At 45.1% G+C, this 16,609-nt stretch carries 13 protein-coding genes; 11 read left to right on the top strand and 2 right to left on the bottom strand.

Translation table 11 applies throughout. The annotated features are described in order from the left end of the window. Nucleotides 1–104 precede the first annotated feature (104 nt). The 4 genes from AC1DBT_RS05315 (at nt 105) to pepI (ending at nt 7,831) form a co-directional block, all read left to right on the top strand. The gene (locus AC1DBT_RS05315; protein ID WP_480018902.1) at nt 105–1,616 is read left to right on the top strand and encodes a S1C family serine protease; all 1,512 of its coding nucleotides are present in this window, start codon (nt 105–107) and stop codon (nt 1,614–1,616) included. Between the two features lie 12 nt (nt 1,617–1,628). After that, the gene (locus AC1DBT_RS05310) at nt 1,629–4,493 is read left to right on the top strand and encodes a heavy metal translocating P-type ATPase (RefSeq protein WP_480018901.1); all 2,865 of its coding nucleotides are present in this window, start codon (nt 1,629–1,631) and stop codon (nt 4,491–4,493) included. Between the two features lie 68 nt (nt 4,494–4,561). Then, nucleotides 4,562–6,910: an NAD-dependent DNA ligase LigA gene (gene ligA / locus AC1DBT_RS05305; protein WP_480018900.1), complete on the top strand. Its 2,349-nt coding sequence runs from the start codon at nt 4,562–4,564 to the stop codon at nt 6,908–6,910. 15 nt (nt 6,911–6,925) lie between these two features. Next, nucleotides 6,926–7,831 carry a proline iminopeptidase gene (gene pepI / locus AC1DBT_RS05300; RefSeq protein ID WP_480018899.1) on the top strand — a complete coding sequence of 302 codons (906 nt, stop codon included), beginning with the start codon at nt 6,926–6,928 and terminating at the stop codon, nt 7,829–7,831. Nucleotides 7,832–8,253: 422 nt separating this feature from the next. Here the strand turns inward: pepI and AC1DBT_RS05295 are convergent, their stop codons facing one another. Together AC1DBT_RS05295 and AC1DBT_RS05290 are read right to left on the bottom strand one after the other, a co-directional pair. Next, the gene (locus tag AC1DBT_RS05295; RefSeq protein WP_480018898.1) at nt 8,254–9,174 is read right to left on the bottom strand and encodes a 1-phosphofructokinase family hexose kinase; all 921 of its coding nucleotides are present in this window, start codon (nt 9,172–9,174) and stop codon (nt 8,254–8,256) included. An 86-nt stretch (nt 9,175–9,260) separates the two neighbouring features. Continuing rightward, nucleotides 9,261–10,112, bottom strand: a complete 852-nt coding sequence (locus AC1DBT_RS05290; protein WP_480018897.1) for a class II fructose-bisphosphate aldolase — start codon at nt 10,110–10,112, stop codon at nt 9,261–9,263. Between the two features lie 266 nt (nt 10,113–10,378). On the opposite strand from AC1DBT_RS05290, the gene AC1DBT_RS05285 reads away from it, so the two are divergent. The 7 genes from AC1DBT_RS05285 to AC1DBT_RS05255 all read left to right on the top strand — a co-directional run bounded on the left by AC1DBT_RS05285 (nt 10,379) and on the right by AC1DBT_RS05255 (nt 16,598). Further along, nucleotides 10,379–11,317: a hexose kinase gene (locus tag AC1DBT_RS05285; RefSeq protein ID WP_480018896.1), complete on the top strand. Its 939-nt coding sequence runs from the start codon at nt 10,379–10,381 to the stop codon at nt 11,315–11,317. Nucleotides 11,318–11,652: 335 nt separating this feature from the next. Continuing rightward, the gene (locus tag AC1DBT_RS05280) at nt 11,653–12,432 is read left to right on the top strand and encodes a GntR family transcriptional regulator (protein WP_480018895.1); all 780 of its coding nucleotides are present in this window, start codon (nt 11,653–11,655) and stop codon (nt 12,430–12,432) included. A gap of 301 nt (nt 12,433–12,733) precedes the next feature. Beyond that, a complete protein-coding gene (locus AC1DBT_RS05275; protein ID WP_480018894.1) occupies nt 12,734–13,438 on the top strand; it encodes a triose-phosphate isomerase in 705 nt (234 codons plus the stop codon). A gap of 2 nt (nt 13,439–13,440) precedes the next feature. Then, the gene (locus tag AC1DBT_RS05270; protein WP_480018893.1) at nt 13,441–13,962 is read left to right on the top strand and encodes a YjbQ family protein; all 522 of its coding nucleotides are present in this window, start codon (nt 13,441–13,443) and stop codon (nt 13,960–13,962) included. A gap of 170 nt (nt 13,963–14,132) precedes the next feature. Beyond that, nucleotides 14,133–14,417 carry a PTS sugar transporter subunit IIB gene (locus AC1DBT_RS05265; protein WP_061102989.1) on the top strand — a complete coding sequence of 95 codons (285 nt, stop codon included), beginning with the start codon at nt 14,133–14,135 and terminating at the stop codon, nt 14,415–14,417. 79 nt (nt 14,418–14,496) lie between these two features. Beyond that, nucleotides 14,497–15,897 carry a PTS galactitol transporter subunit IIC gene (locus tag AC1DBT_RS05260; RefSeq protein ID WP_480018892.1) on the top strand — a complete coding sequence of 467 codons (1,401 nt, stop codon included), beginning with the start codon at nt 14,497–14,499 and terminating at the stop codon, nt 15,895–15,897. Between the two features lie 173 nt (nt 15,898–16,070). Next, a complete protein-coding gene (locus AC1DBT_RS05255) occupies nt 16,071–16,598 on the top strand; it encodes a hypothetical protein (RefSeq protein ID WP_480018891.1) in 528 nt (175 codons plus the stop codon). The last annotated feature ends 11 nt before the right edge of the window (nt 16,599–16,609 follow it).

Here is a 16,609-nt window from a genome sequence, read left to right as displayed (position 1 = left end):
CGTATAAAGTTTACCGATTGTGTTTATAGTTCATATGTACCGATGATTTCTTGAAGATAACATATATTCGTATACGTTTACTCGCGTAAAAGAAAGGTGTTGCAATGAATAATGAATTGGAGCATCCTCGTACGACAAAGGCCGATACTTCTCAAAATAGTACATCGCCTACAGCTGTTCTAGACCCTCTTATGGTAAATCCTACTACGGAACAAAATCCGCAGCAGGCTAGTGCGCCTGCTCAAAGCGCTGCAGGTGCCGCCGATGAAGTTTCTGCTACCGCAGTTACTCCTCGTGTAAACCTTAAGCAAACACCAAAAGACCCTCATAATCAGAGCAAATCTGGCACGTGTGCACAAATGAGTTCCAATAAAAAACGTTGTATGCGTGTGCGCGCGATGAGATTTGTTTTAGCTTTGGTGCTCATTCTTTTAGGTGCAGGTATCGATTTTGGCTTGCAACAGCTTCGCGCGAATATGCACCAAAACTCGCAAGGAAATCCTGCATCTCTTACCATTAATGCTCAAGATCAAGATGTCTCTGTTGCAAAGGCGGCGGCTGCTAAGGCTCTTCCTTCGGTTGTTTCAATTGGAGTCCAAAAAGCACAGGGTTCAGGCGTTGGTTCGGGTATTATGCTTGATAGCGATGGCAATATTCTTACCAACTATCACGTTGTTTCAAATGCTCAGGCTGTCTCTGTTACCATTGCCAATAAAACGTACTCAGCACAGGTGGTTGGATCGGATCCTTCAAGCGATATTGCTGTAATTAAAGCCGATTTGGAAGGTGACGAAGTAACCCCTATAGAAGTTGCCGATTCAGACAAGCTCTCTGTTGGCGACTGGGTTATGTCGGTAGGAAGTCCCTACGGTTTGAATCAGTCTGTTTCTGCAGGCATCATAAGCTCCCTTGCTCGAAATCAATCGTTGCGCACAAAGTCGGGCACAACCTTGTATACCAATTTAATTCAAACGGATGCATCTATTAATCCTGGTAATTCGGGTGGAGCCTTAGTAAATGCAGAAGGTAAATTAGTGGGTGTATGTACGCTCTTTTCTTCCTCATCAGGTGCTTTTTCGGGAATTGGCTTTGCTATTCCGTCTAATTACGCTATGAAAATTGCCCATAAAATTTTAAACGGCGAAAAAGTAACGCATGCCTATATTGGTCTTGCAATGCAAACGATTAATGCACAAAACGCATCTCATTATCGTTTGTCTGTTACTGAAGGCGCTTTTGTTGTTGATGTTGCGGCTTCTGGTCCTGCCGACAAAGCAGGTATCAAAAAGGGTGATATTATCACCGCCGTTGATGATAAAGAAATTACCTCGGCAGATGACATGATTTTGAATGTGCGCTCACATGAAATTGGCCAAACCGTGCATGTTACGGTTCAGCGCGGTAAAGAAAAGAAAACGTTTGATGTAACGCTTGCATCGGATGAGGCATTGCAGCAGCAACAAAACTCGTTATTTAAGCAGCAAGCACCCAATGGCGATCCATTTAATTCGGGGCGCGGTGATGATAATCCCGGTGATTCCGAACAAAATGGTCAAAATTCGCGCAAAAAGCTTCAGCGCTTAAAAGACTTCATTATGGATCTTAATGATTTATAAGCGAGAACTTGTATGTCTTTGTCTAATAACACGCGTTCGTATACATTTGACGTAGAAGGCATGACCTGTTCGGCATGTGTTAAACATGTGCAACAGGCAGCAGAGGGTATCACGGGCGTGCAGTCAGCAGACGTTAATTTGCTAACTCATACGCTGCGTATACAGGCTTATTCGCACGAAATTGACTCGTCTTTCTGCACAACAGTTGTGGATACCATTAAACGCGCAGGTTATGATGCTCAAATCAGTGATGTTGCTGCTGCCGCGCATGATGGTGTTGCCGATGCCACTGTTAACATTGCAGCCACCGCACCTGGTAGTGCTTCTGTCGATGCCGCCGCTGCTGCAAAGTCTTCGCATGTGCCCTCTGCTAACTCAACACCAAGCGAACTGTCACGTCTTGCGCATCGCCTTAAACTTTCAATTCTTTGTGCCGTGCCGCTTATGTATTTTGCTATGGCTCCTATGTTTGGATTGCCTTGTCTATTTTCAAGCACTTCTCGCGCTGATTACGCACTTGGTGGTCTCATCCAGTTCTTTTTGGCACTGTGCATTCTCATTATCAACCGCGTGTACTTCATACGTGGTTTTAAGGCAGCTCGCGCAGGTTATGCCACTATGGATACGCTTATTGCGCTTGGATCACTTGCTTCGTTTGTATATTCAACGTTTCTTGTGGGGCTTCGCTGGTTTGATGTGTTTGCGTTTCTGCATTATGCCGAACATGTGTTTTCCTTGCCCTCAGCACAGCAAAGCTTTGCAGAGACACTTCCTGCTTTCGTAAGCGTATCTACAGTTTTTCCCCTCGATCATCTTTATTTTGATTCGTGCGGCATGATTTTAGTATTTGTAAGTATTGGAACCTATTTTGAAACCAAAACCAAGCAACAAGCAACAAGCGCATTAACCGAGCTTATTAATTTGGCACCACCTTTGGTAACGGTGGTGACCCCTTTGGGCGAAAAGCTTTGTTCGCGCGATTCCGTGCAGGTTGGGCAAGAAATAATCGTTAAAGCAGGGGAGCGCATTGCACTGGACGCCACCGTGGTTGCAGGTTCGCTTGCAGTAGATGAGTCTGCCCTTTCAGGTGAGGCGTTTCCTCAAGACAAAACACTTGATTCCAAGGTTTATGCAGGAACTCACGTTCTGCAGGGTTGGGCTCGCTTGCGCGTGAACGCTGTAGCGTCTAAGAGTGTGCTTTCTCATATTATTACCCTTGTTGAACAAGCTACTTCAACTAAAGCTCCTATTGAACGCATTGCCGATACGCTTGCATCTTTATTTGTACCTGCCGTTATATTGATTTCTTTGGGTACCTTTGTCACATGGTTGTGTCTTGGCGGTGCAGTATCCGCGCTTCCTTGGGCAATAAATTGCAGCGTAAGCGTGTTAGTTGTTAGTTGTCCTTGCGCTCTGGGTTTGGCAGTACCAGTTGCGCTCATGGTTGCATGTGCTCGTGGTGCGCGTTTTGGTATTTTATTCAAATGCGCTTCTGCGCTTGAAAACTTGCGTCGTGTACGTGTGGTTGCTTTTGATAAAACGGGTACGCTTACCCGTGGCAAGCCCTGTGTTACGGCACATGTGGTACTTGATGAATTATCAAATAATCAGCAGGCATACGCATCGTTGTTGCGCGATGTGTGGACGCTTGAGCATAAAAGCGAACACGTGGTTGCCCGCGCTTTGTGCTTATATATTAAAACATTGGCAGATAAGCATGACATAGAGCTTAGCGGCAAAACGTGTGCTTCTGTTGTTGATACCTGTGATTTTACTCAAAAACCTGGTCTTGGTGTCACAGGTTATGTAGGAGGTAGACGCCTGGTAATTGGTAATGAGCGCCTTATGCACTCTTTGCATATTGATACAGCACAAGTTGGTGCTGTATTGCCTAAATCCGCGTTAAAATCGAGTGTTATATACGTTGCCTACGATACATGTGCCTGTGCCTGTTTTGAGTTTGAAGATCTTTGCAAGCCTTCAAGTATCGAAGCACTTGCCGCTTTGCGCATGCGTGCTCTTGAGCCAGTTATGCTTTCTGGGGATACGCCTGCATCATGTGAGCAGCTTGCGCGCCAGCTCAGCATAAACAAAGTACATGCAGGTTTGTTGCCACATGAGAAATACGCATGCATCAAGAATCTGCAAAATTCTGTGCACGCGCGCACGAATAGGCTTTCGCGTTTGGTAGGTTTTCGCAGCTATCCGTTAGTTGCAATGGTAGGTGACGGTATTAACGACGCGCCGTCTTTAGCACAAGCAGATATTGGTATTGCGGTGGGCGCTGGAACCGATATTGCCATTGATTCCGCCGATATCGTTTTAATGAATTCCAACGTATGCGATCTTGTGCATGCATACGATTTAAGCCGAAAAACAGCACGTATTATCAAGCAAAATCTTTTTTGGGCGCTAGTATATAACGTTATTTGTATACCGCTTGCAGCAGGCGTACTCCAACCGTTTTCCATAACGCTTAACCCTATGATGGCCTCGGCGTCTATGAGCATTTCTTCGCTCATTGTAGTGGGAAACGCGCTTCGTTTGTTGAGATGGAAACCGCGCGCGCTTTCTAAAATTACTTCGAGCTTGCGCGAACATTCATCTACAATAAAAGAAAAAACTCGTGTAGCGCATAAAGAAACGCATGTAGCGCAAAAGGAGAAAACTGTGATTATTAAGTTGGCAATTGAGGGTATGACCTGCGAACATTGCGTGCGTCACGTAACAGATGCTCTGTCAGAGATTGCAGGTGTTAGTAAGGTTGATGTGAACCTTGCCCGTAAATCAGCAGAAGTAACATGTAGCGATGTACACATGTCTCAGCAACTTATTGCTGCCGTAGAAAAAGCAGGATATAGCGCGCACTTGATGTAAGGGTGCACTGCAAGCAAACAGCAGACAGTACGAGAGTTTATTGTAGTTTGTGCTAATAAGGATCAGGTATGACACAGCAGAGTAAAACTAGAGAGAAAATATCAAACTCTTCGCTTAAGACAACCCAGATGACACAGCCTACGCTGTTTGACATGCTGTCTGAAACCAAGAGTCTAGATACACCTGTTCCTACACCGCATGAAACCCAGGAACTCGATACACCTGTTTCTACATCGCATAAATCGCTAGAAGCTGATGTTCCCGTTGATACGCATGCCAGCTTGCCCGCCGAGCGCGTGCGTGAGCTTAGAAAACTTTTGGACTATCACGCATATCGCTATTATGCTTTAGATGCGCCTTTGATAACCGATAATCAGTTTGACAGCTATCTCCAAGAATTGTTGCACCTCGAAAAAGCGTATCCATACCTTGACGATGAGCACTCATACACACATCGTATAGGTGGTTATGTTTCTCAGCAATTTCGTCGGGTTGCCCATGCTCAACGCATGTATTCTATGGACGACGCTATGAATTTGGAGGAGCTCGATGCCTGGCTTGAGAAAACCGATGAAGCGCTTGGATCTTCACCGGAAAATCATGTTGCATATACCTGTGAACTTAAAATAGATGGTTTAGGTGTTGCGCTTACCTATCACAACGGCCAGCTCTTGCGTGCGGCAACGCGCGGTGATGGTAGTGTTGGAGAAGACGTAACTGCCAACGTAGTTACCATTAAAGATGTACCGCACACCCTTTTACGTGATGGTTTGCAAAAAATTGCTAACACGGGGTTTGGTTCTGACATTGAGGTGCGCGGCGAAGTGTATATGCCCAAGCATAGCTTTGTCCGTCTTAACGAAACCGCCGACGACGAAGGCCGACCCACTTTTGCAAATCCGCGTAATGCTGCGGCTGGTTCGCTTCGTCAAAAAAATGCACGCATTACGGCACATCGTGATCTTGAAACATTTATTTATGCGCTTGCTTCGCGCGAATCTTTAGACGTCCACACTCAAACCGATTTTTTGGCATGGCTGTCTTCGTGCGGTTTTAGTGTCAATCCACATGCGCAGCGCTGCGTGTGTGCACAAGAGGTGCACGACTATTGCGCGCGTGCGCTTAAAAACCGCAGCTCACTTGATTACGACATTGATGGTGTTGTGGTCAAGGTTGATTCTTTTGCCTTCCAAGATCAGCTTGGGTTTACGGCTCGCGCGCCTCGGTGGGCAATTGCGTTTAAGTTTCCACCCGAGCAAAAACAAACCATACTTAGAGAAATTCGCATTCAAGTCGGTAGAACAGGCGTTCTTACTCCCGTTGCCGAATTTGATCCCGTTTTGGTTGCTGGATCAACCATAGCACGCGCTACGTTGCACAATATAGACGAAGTACGTCGTCGTGACGTGCGCGTAGGCGATACCATTGTTGTCCACAAAGCAGGCGATGTGATCCCAGAAGTAGTAGGGCCAGTTCTAGAAGGTGACCTTGCCGCGCTTCATTTTGCGCGCCCTGTGTGGGATATGCCGCGTACCTGTCCTGCGTGTGGCGCATCTGTTGTGCGCGAGGACGATGAAGTGGCGTATCGCTGTGTTTCGCTTGATTGCCCAGCTCAGGCATCTCAACGTCTTATCCATTGGTGTTCTCGAAAGGCCATGGATATTGATGGCTTAGGCTCTGAACTTATTACCAGGCTTACCGAACAAGGCTATGTTAAAGACGTTGCCGATTATTACGATAAACTGACCTTAGAAAATTTGAGCTCGCTTGATACGGGACGCACGTACGATACTACCAATAAATTGCACAAGCAGGGTGACGCCATTCGTGTTGGTAAAAAAATTGCGTCAAAAATTACGGCGCAGCTCAATAAGAGTAAACAAGCAGGTCTTGCCCGCGTTTTGTTTGGATTGGGTATTCGTCATGTAGGAGCAAGTGTTGCAGAACTTATCGTGGCAACATATCCTGATCTTGAAAGTTTACTGCGTGCAGATAAAGACGAAATTGCAGCTATAGATGGTGTTGGTCCCAAAATTGCTGCTTCATTGGTCGACTTTTTGCACATGCCACAAAATATGGAAGTGCTTATGCGTCTGCAAGCTGCAGGTGTGGTGCTTTCAGCTCCTGAACAGAAGGCTCTGCTTCCGCAATCGTTAACAGGATACACCTTTGTGCTCACCGGAACGCTTGAGGATCTGTCGCGCACTGCTGCAGGAGATGCGCTCAAAGCCTTAGGTGCAAAAGTTTCGGGTTCGGTATCTCGTAAAACAAGTTTTGTGATTGCAGGGGAGCAGGCAGGTTCAAAGCTAGACAAAGCGCGCGAGTTGGGTGTATGTGTTATTGGTAGAAAAGAGCTTGATGAGATCTTATCTACTCAAAAACTGCCGCAATATTTGCTTGAACAACTTAAGGAATAGCTCAAAGGAGAAGAGATGTCATTATCACAGTTAAACGACCATATAGAAGTTCACGAAAACACGATGGACTTTATGGGCTATAAAACGTACTACCGCATTGCGGGCGACATAACTTCTGGTAAAGCACCGCTGATCACGCTTCACGGAGGACCTGGTTCTACCCACAATTATATGGAACTCCTTGATCCTGTGGCTTTGTGTGGCCGTGCGGTTATCAGCTATGACCAGCTTGGTTGCGGAAAGTCGTATGTAGAAAACCGACCCGATTTGTGGAAACTTAGCACATGGGAAAACGAGCTTGAAGCCCTTATCAGCCATCTTGGTTTATCAAAATATTATCTGTTAGGCCAATCATGGGGCGGTATGCTGGCACAGAGCTTTGCACTGGATTGCAACGCACAGGGTTTGCAAGGGCTTATTTTGTCGTCTACTTTGCCGTCCTCACAACTTTGGGCGCGCGAGCAGCACCGTCTTGCGCGTATGCTTCCTGTGCTTGAATACAGTGCGCTTATGAATGCCGAAAAAACGCAGGACTTTTCTGGCCGTGCATATACCCAGGCCCTTGACCATTTTATGACCATGCATTGTTGCGACTTAACATACGACGAAACTGCGCCCGAATGCTTGCGCCGTCCTAAGAAAAGTGGCGAAGAATCCTATGTAGTTGCGTGGGGTCCTAATGAATTAACGGCAACGGGTACGCTTGCAGACTGGAACGTGATTGATCGTTTGCACCACATTAAGGTTCCAACGCTCATTATCAGTGGCACAGATGACGAGTGCACACCGCTTATTGCTAAGACTATGTTTGATCGTATTCCAAACGCACGCTGGGAATTATTTGAAGGTTGTAGGCACATGTGTTACGCCGAAAATAACGAGCATTATCTGAGTGTCATTTGTGATTTTATGACCAACTAGTATAATATGTAGCACGTGTTTGCCCTTGTTTGATCTATGTTTTTAACATCTTGGCATCGTGGCAAACCGATGGGATTTTGATTTTGGATCTGAAAAGAGGATATCATGATTGCCACAACTAATGATATTTTTAGCGGAACACAAGCACCGGTCATTATCGGTATTATTATCGCAATATGTTTAATCGTAGCTGGTGTGGTAATGCGCCGTCGTCGTAAATAATCAGCGGCTTTTTAGTCTTTGTATCTGTACAAATCTATCTTATGTGCAGAGGCTTTTCTTATGTGTAGAGGCCTTCAATCTAACTCATATAATAAACAAAAATAGTGAGAAAATCGGGTGTCCGCTTACAGCAGATACCCGATTTCTTATGCAACAAGCTATGAACTATAGCGCCTGAGCTAGCAGTATCAAAAGACAAGCTAGTCTACTTGCTTTACATGCACGTTTTCTTTGAGTTCGTCCATGCGCGAAAACGTGCCTAAACCTGCAGACATAGCAACATTTGCGCCACATGCCATTGCGTTTGTAAGTGCTTGTTCAACAGATGTTTTATGCACCACATATGATGCCAAAAAGCATCCAAGCGTAGCATCGCCTGCACAAACCGTAGAATAAGGCTTAATTTTTGGTGCGTTCGCATACCAAACATGTGTCCCATTATAAAAGTATGCACCGCGCGAACCAAGCGTCAGCAATACATTTTGAAAACCCTGAGTGCCCAAATCATGCAACGCACGAACAGTATCATCTTCGCCTGTAAGCGTATAGCCAAAAATGGCATGCAATTCGTCGTCGTTAGGCTTAATGAGAAGCGGCTTCTTTGCACCAAGCTGGCTGAGGTGAGAAGAGCTGGTATCAAGCACAATGTCTACGTGCTTAGCAGCAAGGGTATCAAAAATCTCATCATAAAAGGTAGGTTTAACTTCGGGAGGAAGCGAGCCCGATACAACAAGACAGGTTAAATCATCAAGCGAGCTCAGTAACTGTAAAAGTTCGTGTTGTTTATCTTCTGGCACACTACAGCCTGCATTAGGGAAGGTGTATTCTTGCGTAGGAGTTGAAATAAAGGGATTGATGCGTGTGATACCGTCTACCATAACGGGGTAAACGTCGCAACCTTTCTTTCGCGCTTCGTCAACAATATAGGTACCGCTAAATCCCCCAAAAAAGCCCAAAATAGGAGCGTGTACACCAAAATGTTGAAGGGTAAAGCTTACATTTAAGCCTTTACCGTTAGGGGTATATACCGCATCTTTGGTACGGCAAACACGATTAGGTACTACAACATCTGCGCTTACATTCATGTCAACGGCAGGATTGGGAGTGAGCGTATAAATCATGGATATGTCCTTAGGTTTGTGCTTGTTCAAAGTGACCAATAGTGTTTGTGTCTTAGGAGCAGATCACTATGCTTTGTTGGTAGACCTTATGCCTTGTTGGTTGATCCCAAGTTGTCCATATGCGATGCAACAATATCAAAAATTGCTTGTTGAGCTGGGATAAACGGTTTTTTAGGATCAAAGCATGCAGGATTTTCTCCCATATATTTCATAAAGCCAGCGGTAAAGACTTGTCGCAACTCGGTTGCATAGTTTACTTTGCAAATACCATTTTGAATAGCTTGCGCAACCTGATCGTCGGGAACACCCGATGTGCCGTGCAACACTAAAGGTACATTTGTGTGTGCTTTAATCTCTTTAAGAACGCCCTGTTCAATATGAGGTGTACCTTTATATACGCCATGAATGGTTCCAACGCCTACAGCTAAGGATGTGCAATGCGTTTTTGCAATAAATTCTGCAGCTTGTTCGGGGTCGGTGTAGGGGTTTTCGTCGGCAGCAAGTGGGCCATCGTCTTCTTTTCCGCCCACTTTACCTAATTCGGCCTCAACAGGAAGTCCAATAGGTTCAGCAACTTTGGTTACCGATGTAGTAATAGCAAGATTGCTTTGATAATCAACATGTGATCCATCGATCATAACCGAGGTATAGCCTGCTCGAATAGCCTGAACGCAGCGCTCAAACGTGTCGCCGTGGTCAAGGTGAAGTGCAACAGGAACATCCACCGACTCTGCTGCAACGCTGACCATTGCCTTAAAATAATCAACATTTGCATATTTAAGCGTTCCAGGCGTTGTTTGCAAAATAATAGGCGAGTGCTTTGCTTGTGCGGCACGCACTGCTGCCATAACAAACTCAAGGTTCTCTACATTAAATGCACCAACGGCATAATGTCCTTCGTAGGCTTTTTGCAACATTTCTTTTGTTGAAACGAGCATGATGACACTACCTCCTATAAAACGTGTATGAGCTTTGCTGTCAAAAGGCATAAAACAAGGTAACCATGATTTGATACTTCACTTGACAACAAAATATATTTTCATTGTAGAATACTTTGTGAATCTCGCGTTATCTTATGTATGCTTTGTCGTGCATAATACATAATTGACATGAGAAATTGTGTTGGCATCAAATATAGACCCTGACCTGTGCTCTTTTGGGTTTTTATATGCATACCACTTTCTTTAGAGAAAGGTATACTTTTATGATTTTAACCGTTACGCTTAATCCTTCTATCGATACAAGCTACGCGCTTGATAAGCTTTGTATAGACGATGTTAATCGTGTAGTTGCTCATAAAACAGCAGGAGGTAAAGGTCTTAATGTCACGCGTGTTTTGCACGAGTTGGGCGCGCGTGTTCTTGCAACTGGTTTTGTGGGGGGATATATGGGCTCTTACTTGCAGCAGCTCATGGATAACTCTGACTTGCCTCATGATTTTTTGCATATAAAGGGCGAAACACGTGTGTGCATAAGTGTACTGCACGAAGGCAAACAAACCGAGTTTTTAGAGGCTGGGCCTTGCGTGACACCACAGGATACGCAGGCATTTAAGGAAAAATTTACGCACCTTATACAAGACGTGTCATGCGTTACGATTTCGGGATCTATGCCACAAGGTATACCCGATGATTTTTATGCGCATCTTATTACGAGCGCTGCTGCAGCGCACAAACGAGTGCTTTTGGATACATCGGGTGCAGCCCTTGAGGCAGCTCTTTTGTCGTCGGATAAACCAACGCTTATAAAGCCCAATCTTTCGGAACTCAATGCTATGCTGCACACAAACTTTACCAGCGAAAATCCCCAAGCGCTTGTACATGCGCTTGAGTGCGATGAACGTTTTACGGGTATTGCATGGATTGTTATTTCTATGGGAAAAGACGGTTTGCTTGCATACCATCAAGGGAGCGTGTATCGCGTGCACGCTGCTCAGATTAGCTGCGTTAATGCAACGGGTTCGGGTGATTCTACAATTGCAGGATTTGCTTATGCGCTTTCGCAAAATATGAGCGCAGCTGACGTGTTGCGCTATGGAGCCGCGTGCGGTACGCTTAACGCGCTTGAAGCCCAAACTGGTCATATTAATATGGATAAATGGGACAACATATATAAAGACACCAAGGTAGAACGTATTAAATAAAAAAGTATTAAAGAAGTGTTGTCATGAGCATGGAGTTAGATAGCGCGGCCGCTCAAATTGTCACGTACGAACACGATATTGCTGCGTGGTGTAGCCTAGTCACCTATCAGATATTCAGAGAAACTAAAGTTTTATGGATTGACTAGAACATAAAACTCAACTGTTGTAGGATAACTACATGCTTATGTGTAAGTTTCACAGAATTGGCATATGCAAAGGTCTTAAAATCCTTGGTCATGTGGTTTGCGCGTTGGCATCTCGCCAATCCTTTCAGTTCAACTTTCACTTTGCTTATCAACACCATAAATTTTTATAGAAGATGTAGGTCGCTAGATATGTCAACTGATAAGGCCTCAACACTACATAGATATTCAAAAGGAACTCAAACATCGACATCCATGTCAAAATCATCTTTGCATGCACGGTTGACAAACTATCTGCGCGAAAAAATTTATTCACACGAATTAGTTCCTGGACAACGCATTGCCTCCGAGAACGAACTTGTCAAACAATACAGTCTCTCGCGCGGAACAGTGCGCAAGGCTATTTTGACGCTAATCGAAGAGGGTCTGCTTAAAAGCGTACAGGGGAGTGGCACTTTTGTTGCTGATCATGCACTTTCCCATCCTGCGGGCGTACGTCCCCTGTCATTCGCGGAGTCCCTGCATCAACAGGGCAAATCGTTCCAAACACATATTCTTACTAAAGAAGTGCTTGCTGCGTCCGTTGAAGTGGCGCGGCATTTGCATGTTCAGCCTGGCGAGAATGTTATGTTTTTGCGCCGTGTGCGTAGCGTGGATGGACAGCCCATAATGTGTCAGGAAAGTTGGTACCCGCTGCGAGAATGCCCTGGTATTGATAGGGTCGATTTTACACAAGCAGCTGCTTTTGACGCCGTTGAACAATGCTCGGGGCGTCGCATTAAAACTGCGCAGATGCGTTATGTGGCGCGTGTTGCTGGTAGACAATACGGTGGGTATTTAGCGGTTGACGAGAATGCGCCTGTACTCCTTTTGATCCAAACTATTTTTCTTGAAGATGGCGTTCCTATTGAGTGGAGCTTTACCTGGCTCAAGGCTGGTCAAGAAATTATTGGTACTGCCACTCAGGAATAATTTCAAACAGTTTTCCATACAGGTCTATCATGCGCAAGACCTGCCTCAAACCCACGTTTTTGCTGAATGAGCACACAGGCGCTGTCATTTTACCGTGCAATCAAATTTTGTATAAAAACCGATGAACGTTACAAAATTGTCGGCGAATGGTCTTTCATATATATACTTGCAATAAAGTGTTTGCTTTACTCACGGCTTTTTGATAAACTTGTTCATAAAAGTATGAACAAGTTGCGTTTTAACAGGCAAATTCAAGAGACGCATACCTCGAATAATCAAGGTTAGTGGTAAAGGAGTTATTATGGGGATTGTAGTTTTGCAGCGCCCTTTTTTTGTAGTCAATCCTAAGTCATATCTGTACGGACAGGAGTTGTACAAGCTTGCAAAAAAAGTCGACGAGCTCTGCGAGCGTTACAAGTTTCAGTCGCTGTTTACCGCGCAACTCATTGATCTGCCATGGGTTATCCATAATTGTCCGCACCTCATTCCCTGCGCTCAAACAATGGAGTCGCTTAAGCCAGGACGTGGTATGGGTCACGTATTACCCGAGGCATTAGCGGCAGCAGGCGTGCAAGCAACATTTTTAAATCATGCCGAGAATCCCATGACAATTAATGAGCTTGCATCGACGATTATGCGTGCTAAGGAGGTGGGGATTCTCACCTGTGTTTGTGCTGATTCAGTTGAAGAAGCTCGTGCTATTGCGCAGTTTAAGCCTGACATTATGACTTGTGAGCTCACGAGTCTCATTGGTACGGGACACATTGCTTCAGAAGATTACATACGTGAATCAACCAAAGCTGTTAAGGAGGCTTCTCCTGACACGATGGTCTTGCAAGCGGCGGGTATTTCGTCGGGGCAGGATGTTTATGATGCCATTATGTACGGCGGTGACGCTACAGGTGGAACGAGTGGTATTGTAGCGGCAGCGGATCCCTTCGCCACGCTTGACGAGATGTTTGAAGCATTGGATCGTGCTCGTCGTGACATAAAGAAAGGAATGTAGGCATGAGTGTATATAAAGGTTTAGTCACCGTACAAACTCTTGCAAATAAACCAACTTATGTTGATATTACTGATAAGGTTAACGAGATTGTAGTTGCTTCTGGCATTAAGGAAGGAACTGTCACGGTTATTTCGTGCCACACCACCTGCGCTCTCTTCTCGGATGAATATGATCATGATCGCACAGGTTCGGGCGATCTGTTTTTGCACGCTGACCTCAATGACGGTCTGCAAAAAATTTTCCCTGAGCAAAAGGATTGGTCGACTTATCGTTATCCTGGAGAGAAACATTTCGAAGCAGTGGAAAGCTGGCCTAATGCTGCAGCTTATTTGCCAGGTGGCGACCGCACGCTTTTGTGGAACGGCGATGCGCATCTGCGCGCAACTCTGCTGGGCGGTTCATGCGTTTTTGAAGTGGCCGATGGAAAGCTTCAAATGAACGGTTTGGCATCAATATTTTTTGTAGACTATGACCGTACGCGTGAACGTACGCGTAAGGCAAAAGTCATCGTTATGGGTGAGTAACTTTTGTCAAACCTTGCAATGACTTTATGATTTGAGTAGAGTTTTACTGTTACGTTATTCTTGGCAGCAAGAGTTCTATAGAACGATTGTGGTAGCCATCACGTTTCATTGTAGGTGGGCAATGCTCATAAAGTAATACAGAGCTTCAAATAATGTTGAAGGGAGGTAGTATGAAAAACATCATTTTGGCTTGTGGATCAGGAATTGCAACGTCAACAGCGGTTGCTGCAAAGATTAAAGATCTGCTCAACTCTAATGGGTTTGAAGGAACATTTAACATCACTACATGTTCCATTGCTGAGGCTGTTGATAAATCCAAGGACGCTGATCTTATTATCGCAACCACAGTTAAGCCAGCTGGTATTGAATGTCCATTTATTTCTGGCATTCCTTTCTTGACTGGTATGGGTCGCGCTGCTGCAGAACAGCAGGTTATTGATTTCATGAAGGCCTAAATTACATTCGTTTTGTTTGTTGCGGCGCAGCTAATTTGCTGCGCTCGCGATACGTATTTTTTTTGGAAGAGAGACATATATGGACGTAGTCGTTAGCTTCTTCTCGGGTTTGTCAAGTCTTGGCGTCTCGGTGGTAATGCCTATTGTGCTCACCATCATTGGCATGGCCTTTGGCGCAGGTTTTGGTAAATCTCTTAAAGCTGGTCTTACGGTCGGCATTGGTTTTATCGGTCTTAATCTTGTTATTAATCAGCTCATGGGTACCGACCTTGCTGGTGCAGTAACCGCTATGGTGCACCGCTTTGGTCTGTCTCTTTCGGTTATGGATGTTGGTTGGCCTGCAGCTTCTGCTATTGCTATGGGCTCCATTGTTGGAACCATCATCATCCCGCTGTCGTTACTTGTTAACGTTGTGATGTTGCTCACAAACACAACTCAAACGGCTGACGTCGACATTTGGAACTACTGGCACTTTGCCTTTACGGGTGCACTGGTTGCTATTGTGACAGGTAACGTCGCATTTGGTATTGCTGCAGCCGTAATTAACGAGGTTATCGTACTTATCATTGGTGACGTAACCGCTCCTATGGTTGAGAAGTCTCTCGGTCTGCCAGGCGTTTCTATTCCTCACGGCTTTTCAGGCGCCTATGCACCCATTGCTTTTGCTATGGACTGGCTTATCGATAAAATCCCTGGCTTGAACAAAGTTGACATTAATGTCGAGAGTCTCCAAAAGCGCTTTGGTGTCTTTGGTGATCCTGTGCTCCTTGGCTCCATCATCGGACTGGTTATTGGTGTTTTAGCAGGTTATGGCTTCCTCCCTTCAATAGGCGCTAACGGTAAGGCTACACCTAGCTTCTTAGCAACAGCCGTTTCGATGGGTGCTGTTATGGTGTTGATTCCAAAGATGGCCGCCCTTCTGATGGAAGGTTTGCTTCCCATTTCAGATGCTGCTTCTGCCTTCATTCAAAAGCATTTCCAAAGCCGCGGTAAGATTTATATTGGTCTTGACTCTGCCGTTGGTACCGGCCACCCCGTTACTTTGACGATGGCTCTGATTTTGGTTCCGTTTGCCATTCTTCTTGCCTTCATTCTTCCTGGAAACAAGGTTATGCCTCTGGTTGACTTGGCTTGCATTCCTTATATGTTGGTTTTGGTTACGCCCATCGTTCGTCAAAACGGTTTCCGCGGTATTTTGACTGGTATTGTTGTATTGGCTGTTGGCCTCTACATTGCAACAGATCTTGCTCCGCTCATCACTACCGCTGCAGCCTCTGTTAATTTTGATATGAATGGCGCTGCTGCTATTTCGTCAATCTGTGATGGTGCTAATCCTTTGACCTGGATTATTGTTCGCCTTGGTGCGCTAGGTGGAGGTATTGGTCTTGCAATTCCTGCTGTTGGTGCTTTGGCATTGGCTTTCTGGAACCGCGTACGCATTCTTAAAGAAGCAAAGGTTTTGCATAACGAGAACGAGTAGGTATTGAGGCAGAGAGCGGGAGTGTAGAAACGGTAAGCTCATGCGTATAAGCGTATATGCATGAGCCAGTTTATCCTGCATACTGCATCAAGGATATCAAGGATATAGATAATTTATAGAGCTCCATGATGAGACGGAACTTTCGTAAGGTGGTTCCGTCTCTGGAGGTTTTCATGAAGCAGTACATATATGAACCAAAACGTTTTTTTGTGTCAGTAACTTTTACGGGCATCTTTTGTATAGCTATTTGCATTGCATGTTTAGGCGCATTTTTCGGGCTTGTACCACTGCCGCATGGAATTGCTGCGATTGTAGGAATTGTTGCTGCATATCAGGTATGGAACACGTTTATAGCACGAGCAAATCCACAAATTGTAACTATCGACGATACTACTATTCGTTTTAGCGCCTATGGCCGTAGCGATATCTTTGAACTTTCAGAAGTTACGAGCTTTCTGGTGCGAGAATTTTCAGGCAAACGATACGTTCGTATCAATGGTGGGGGCATGCTTAAAGGTAGATACTGGCTTCAAACGATGTATATTGAAAATGGCGATGAACTTGAAGCATGGTTAGCTGATTTTGAATACAAGGTTGATCCCCATTCACTAAAATCACAGGCTCGACGACCGTATTGCATGCGTAGTTCGGACAAGTGTAAAACCAACAAAGGCGAAATCGATCGAGAAAAAGAACGATAACAACTAATAAA

This window comes from Fannyhessea sp. C0108B2 (genome assembly GCF_056583915.1).
Note: the sequence above shows the minus strand (reverse complement) of the source record. Positions and strands in the feature narration are given on the sequence as shown.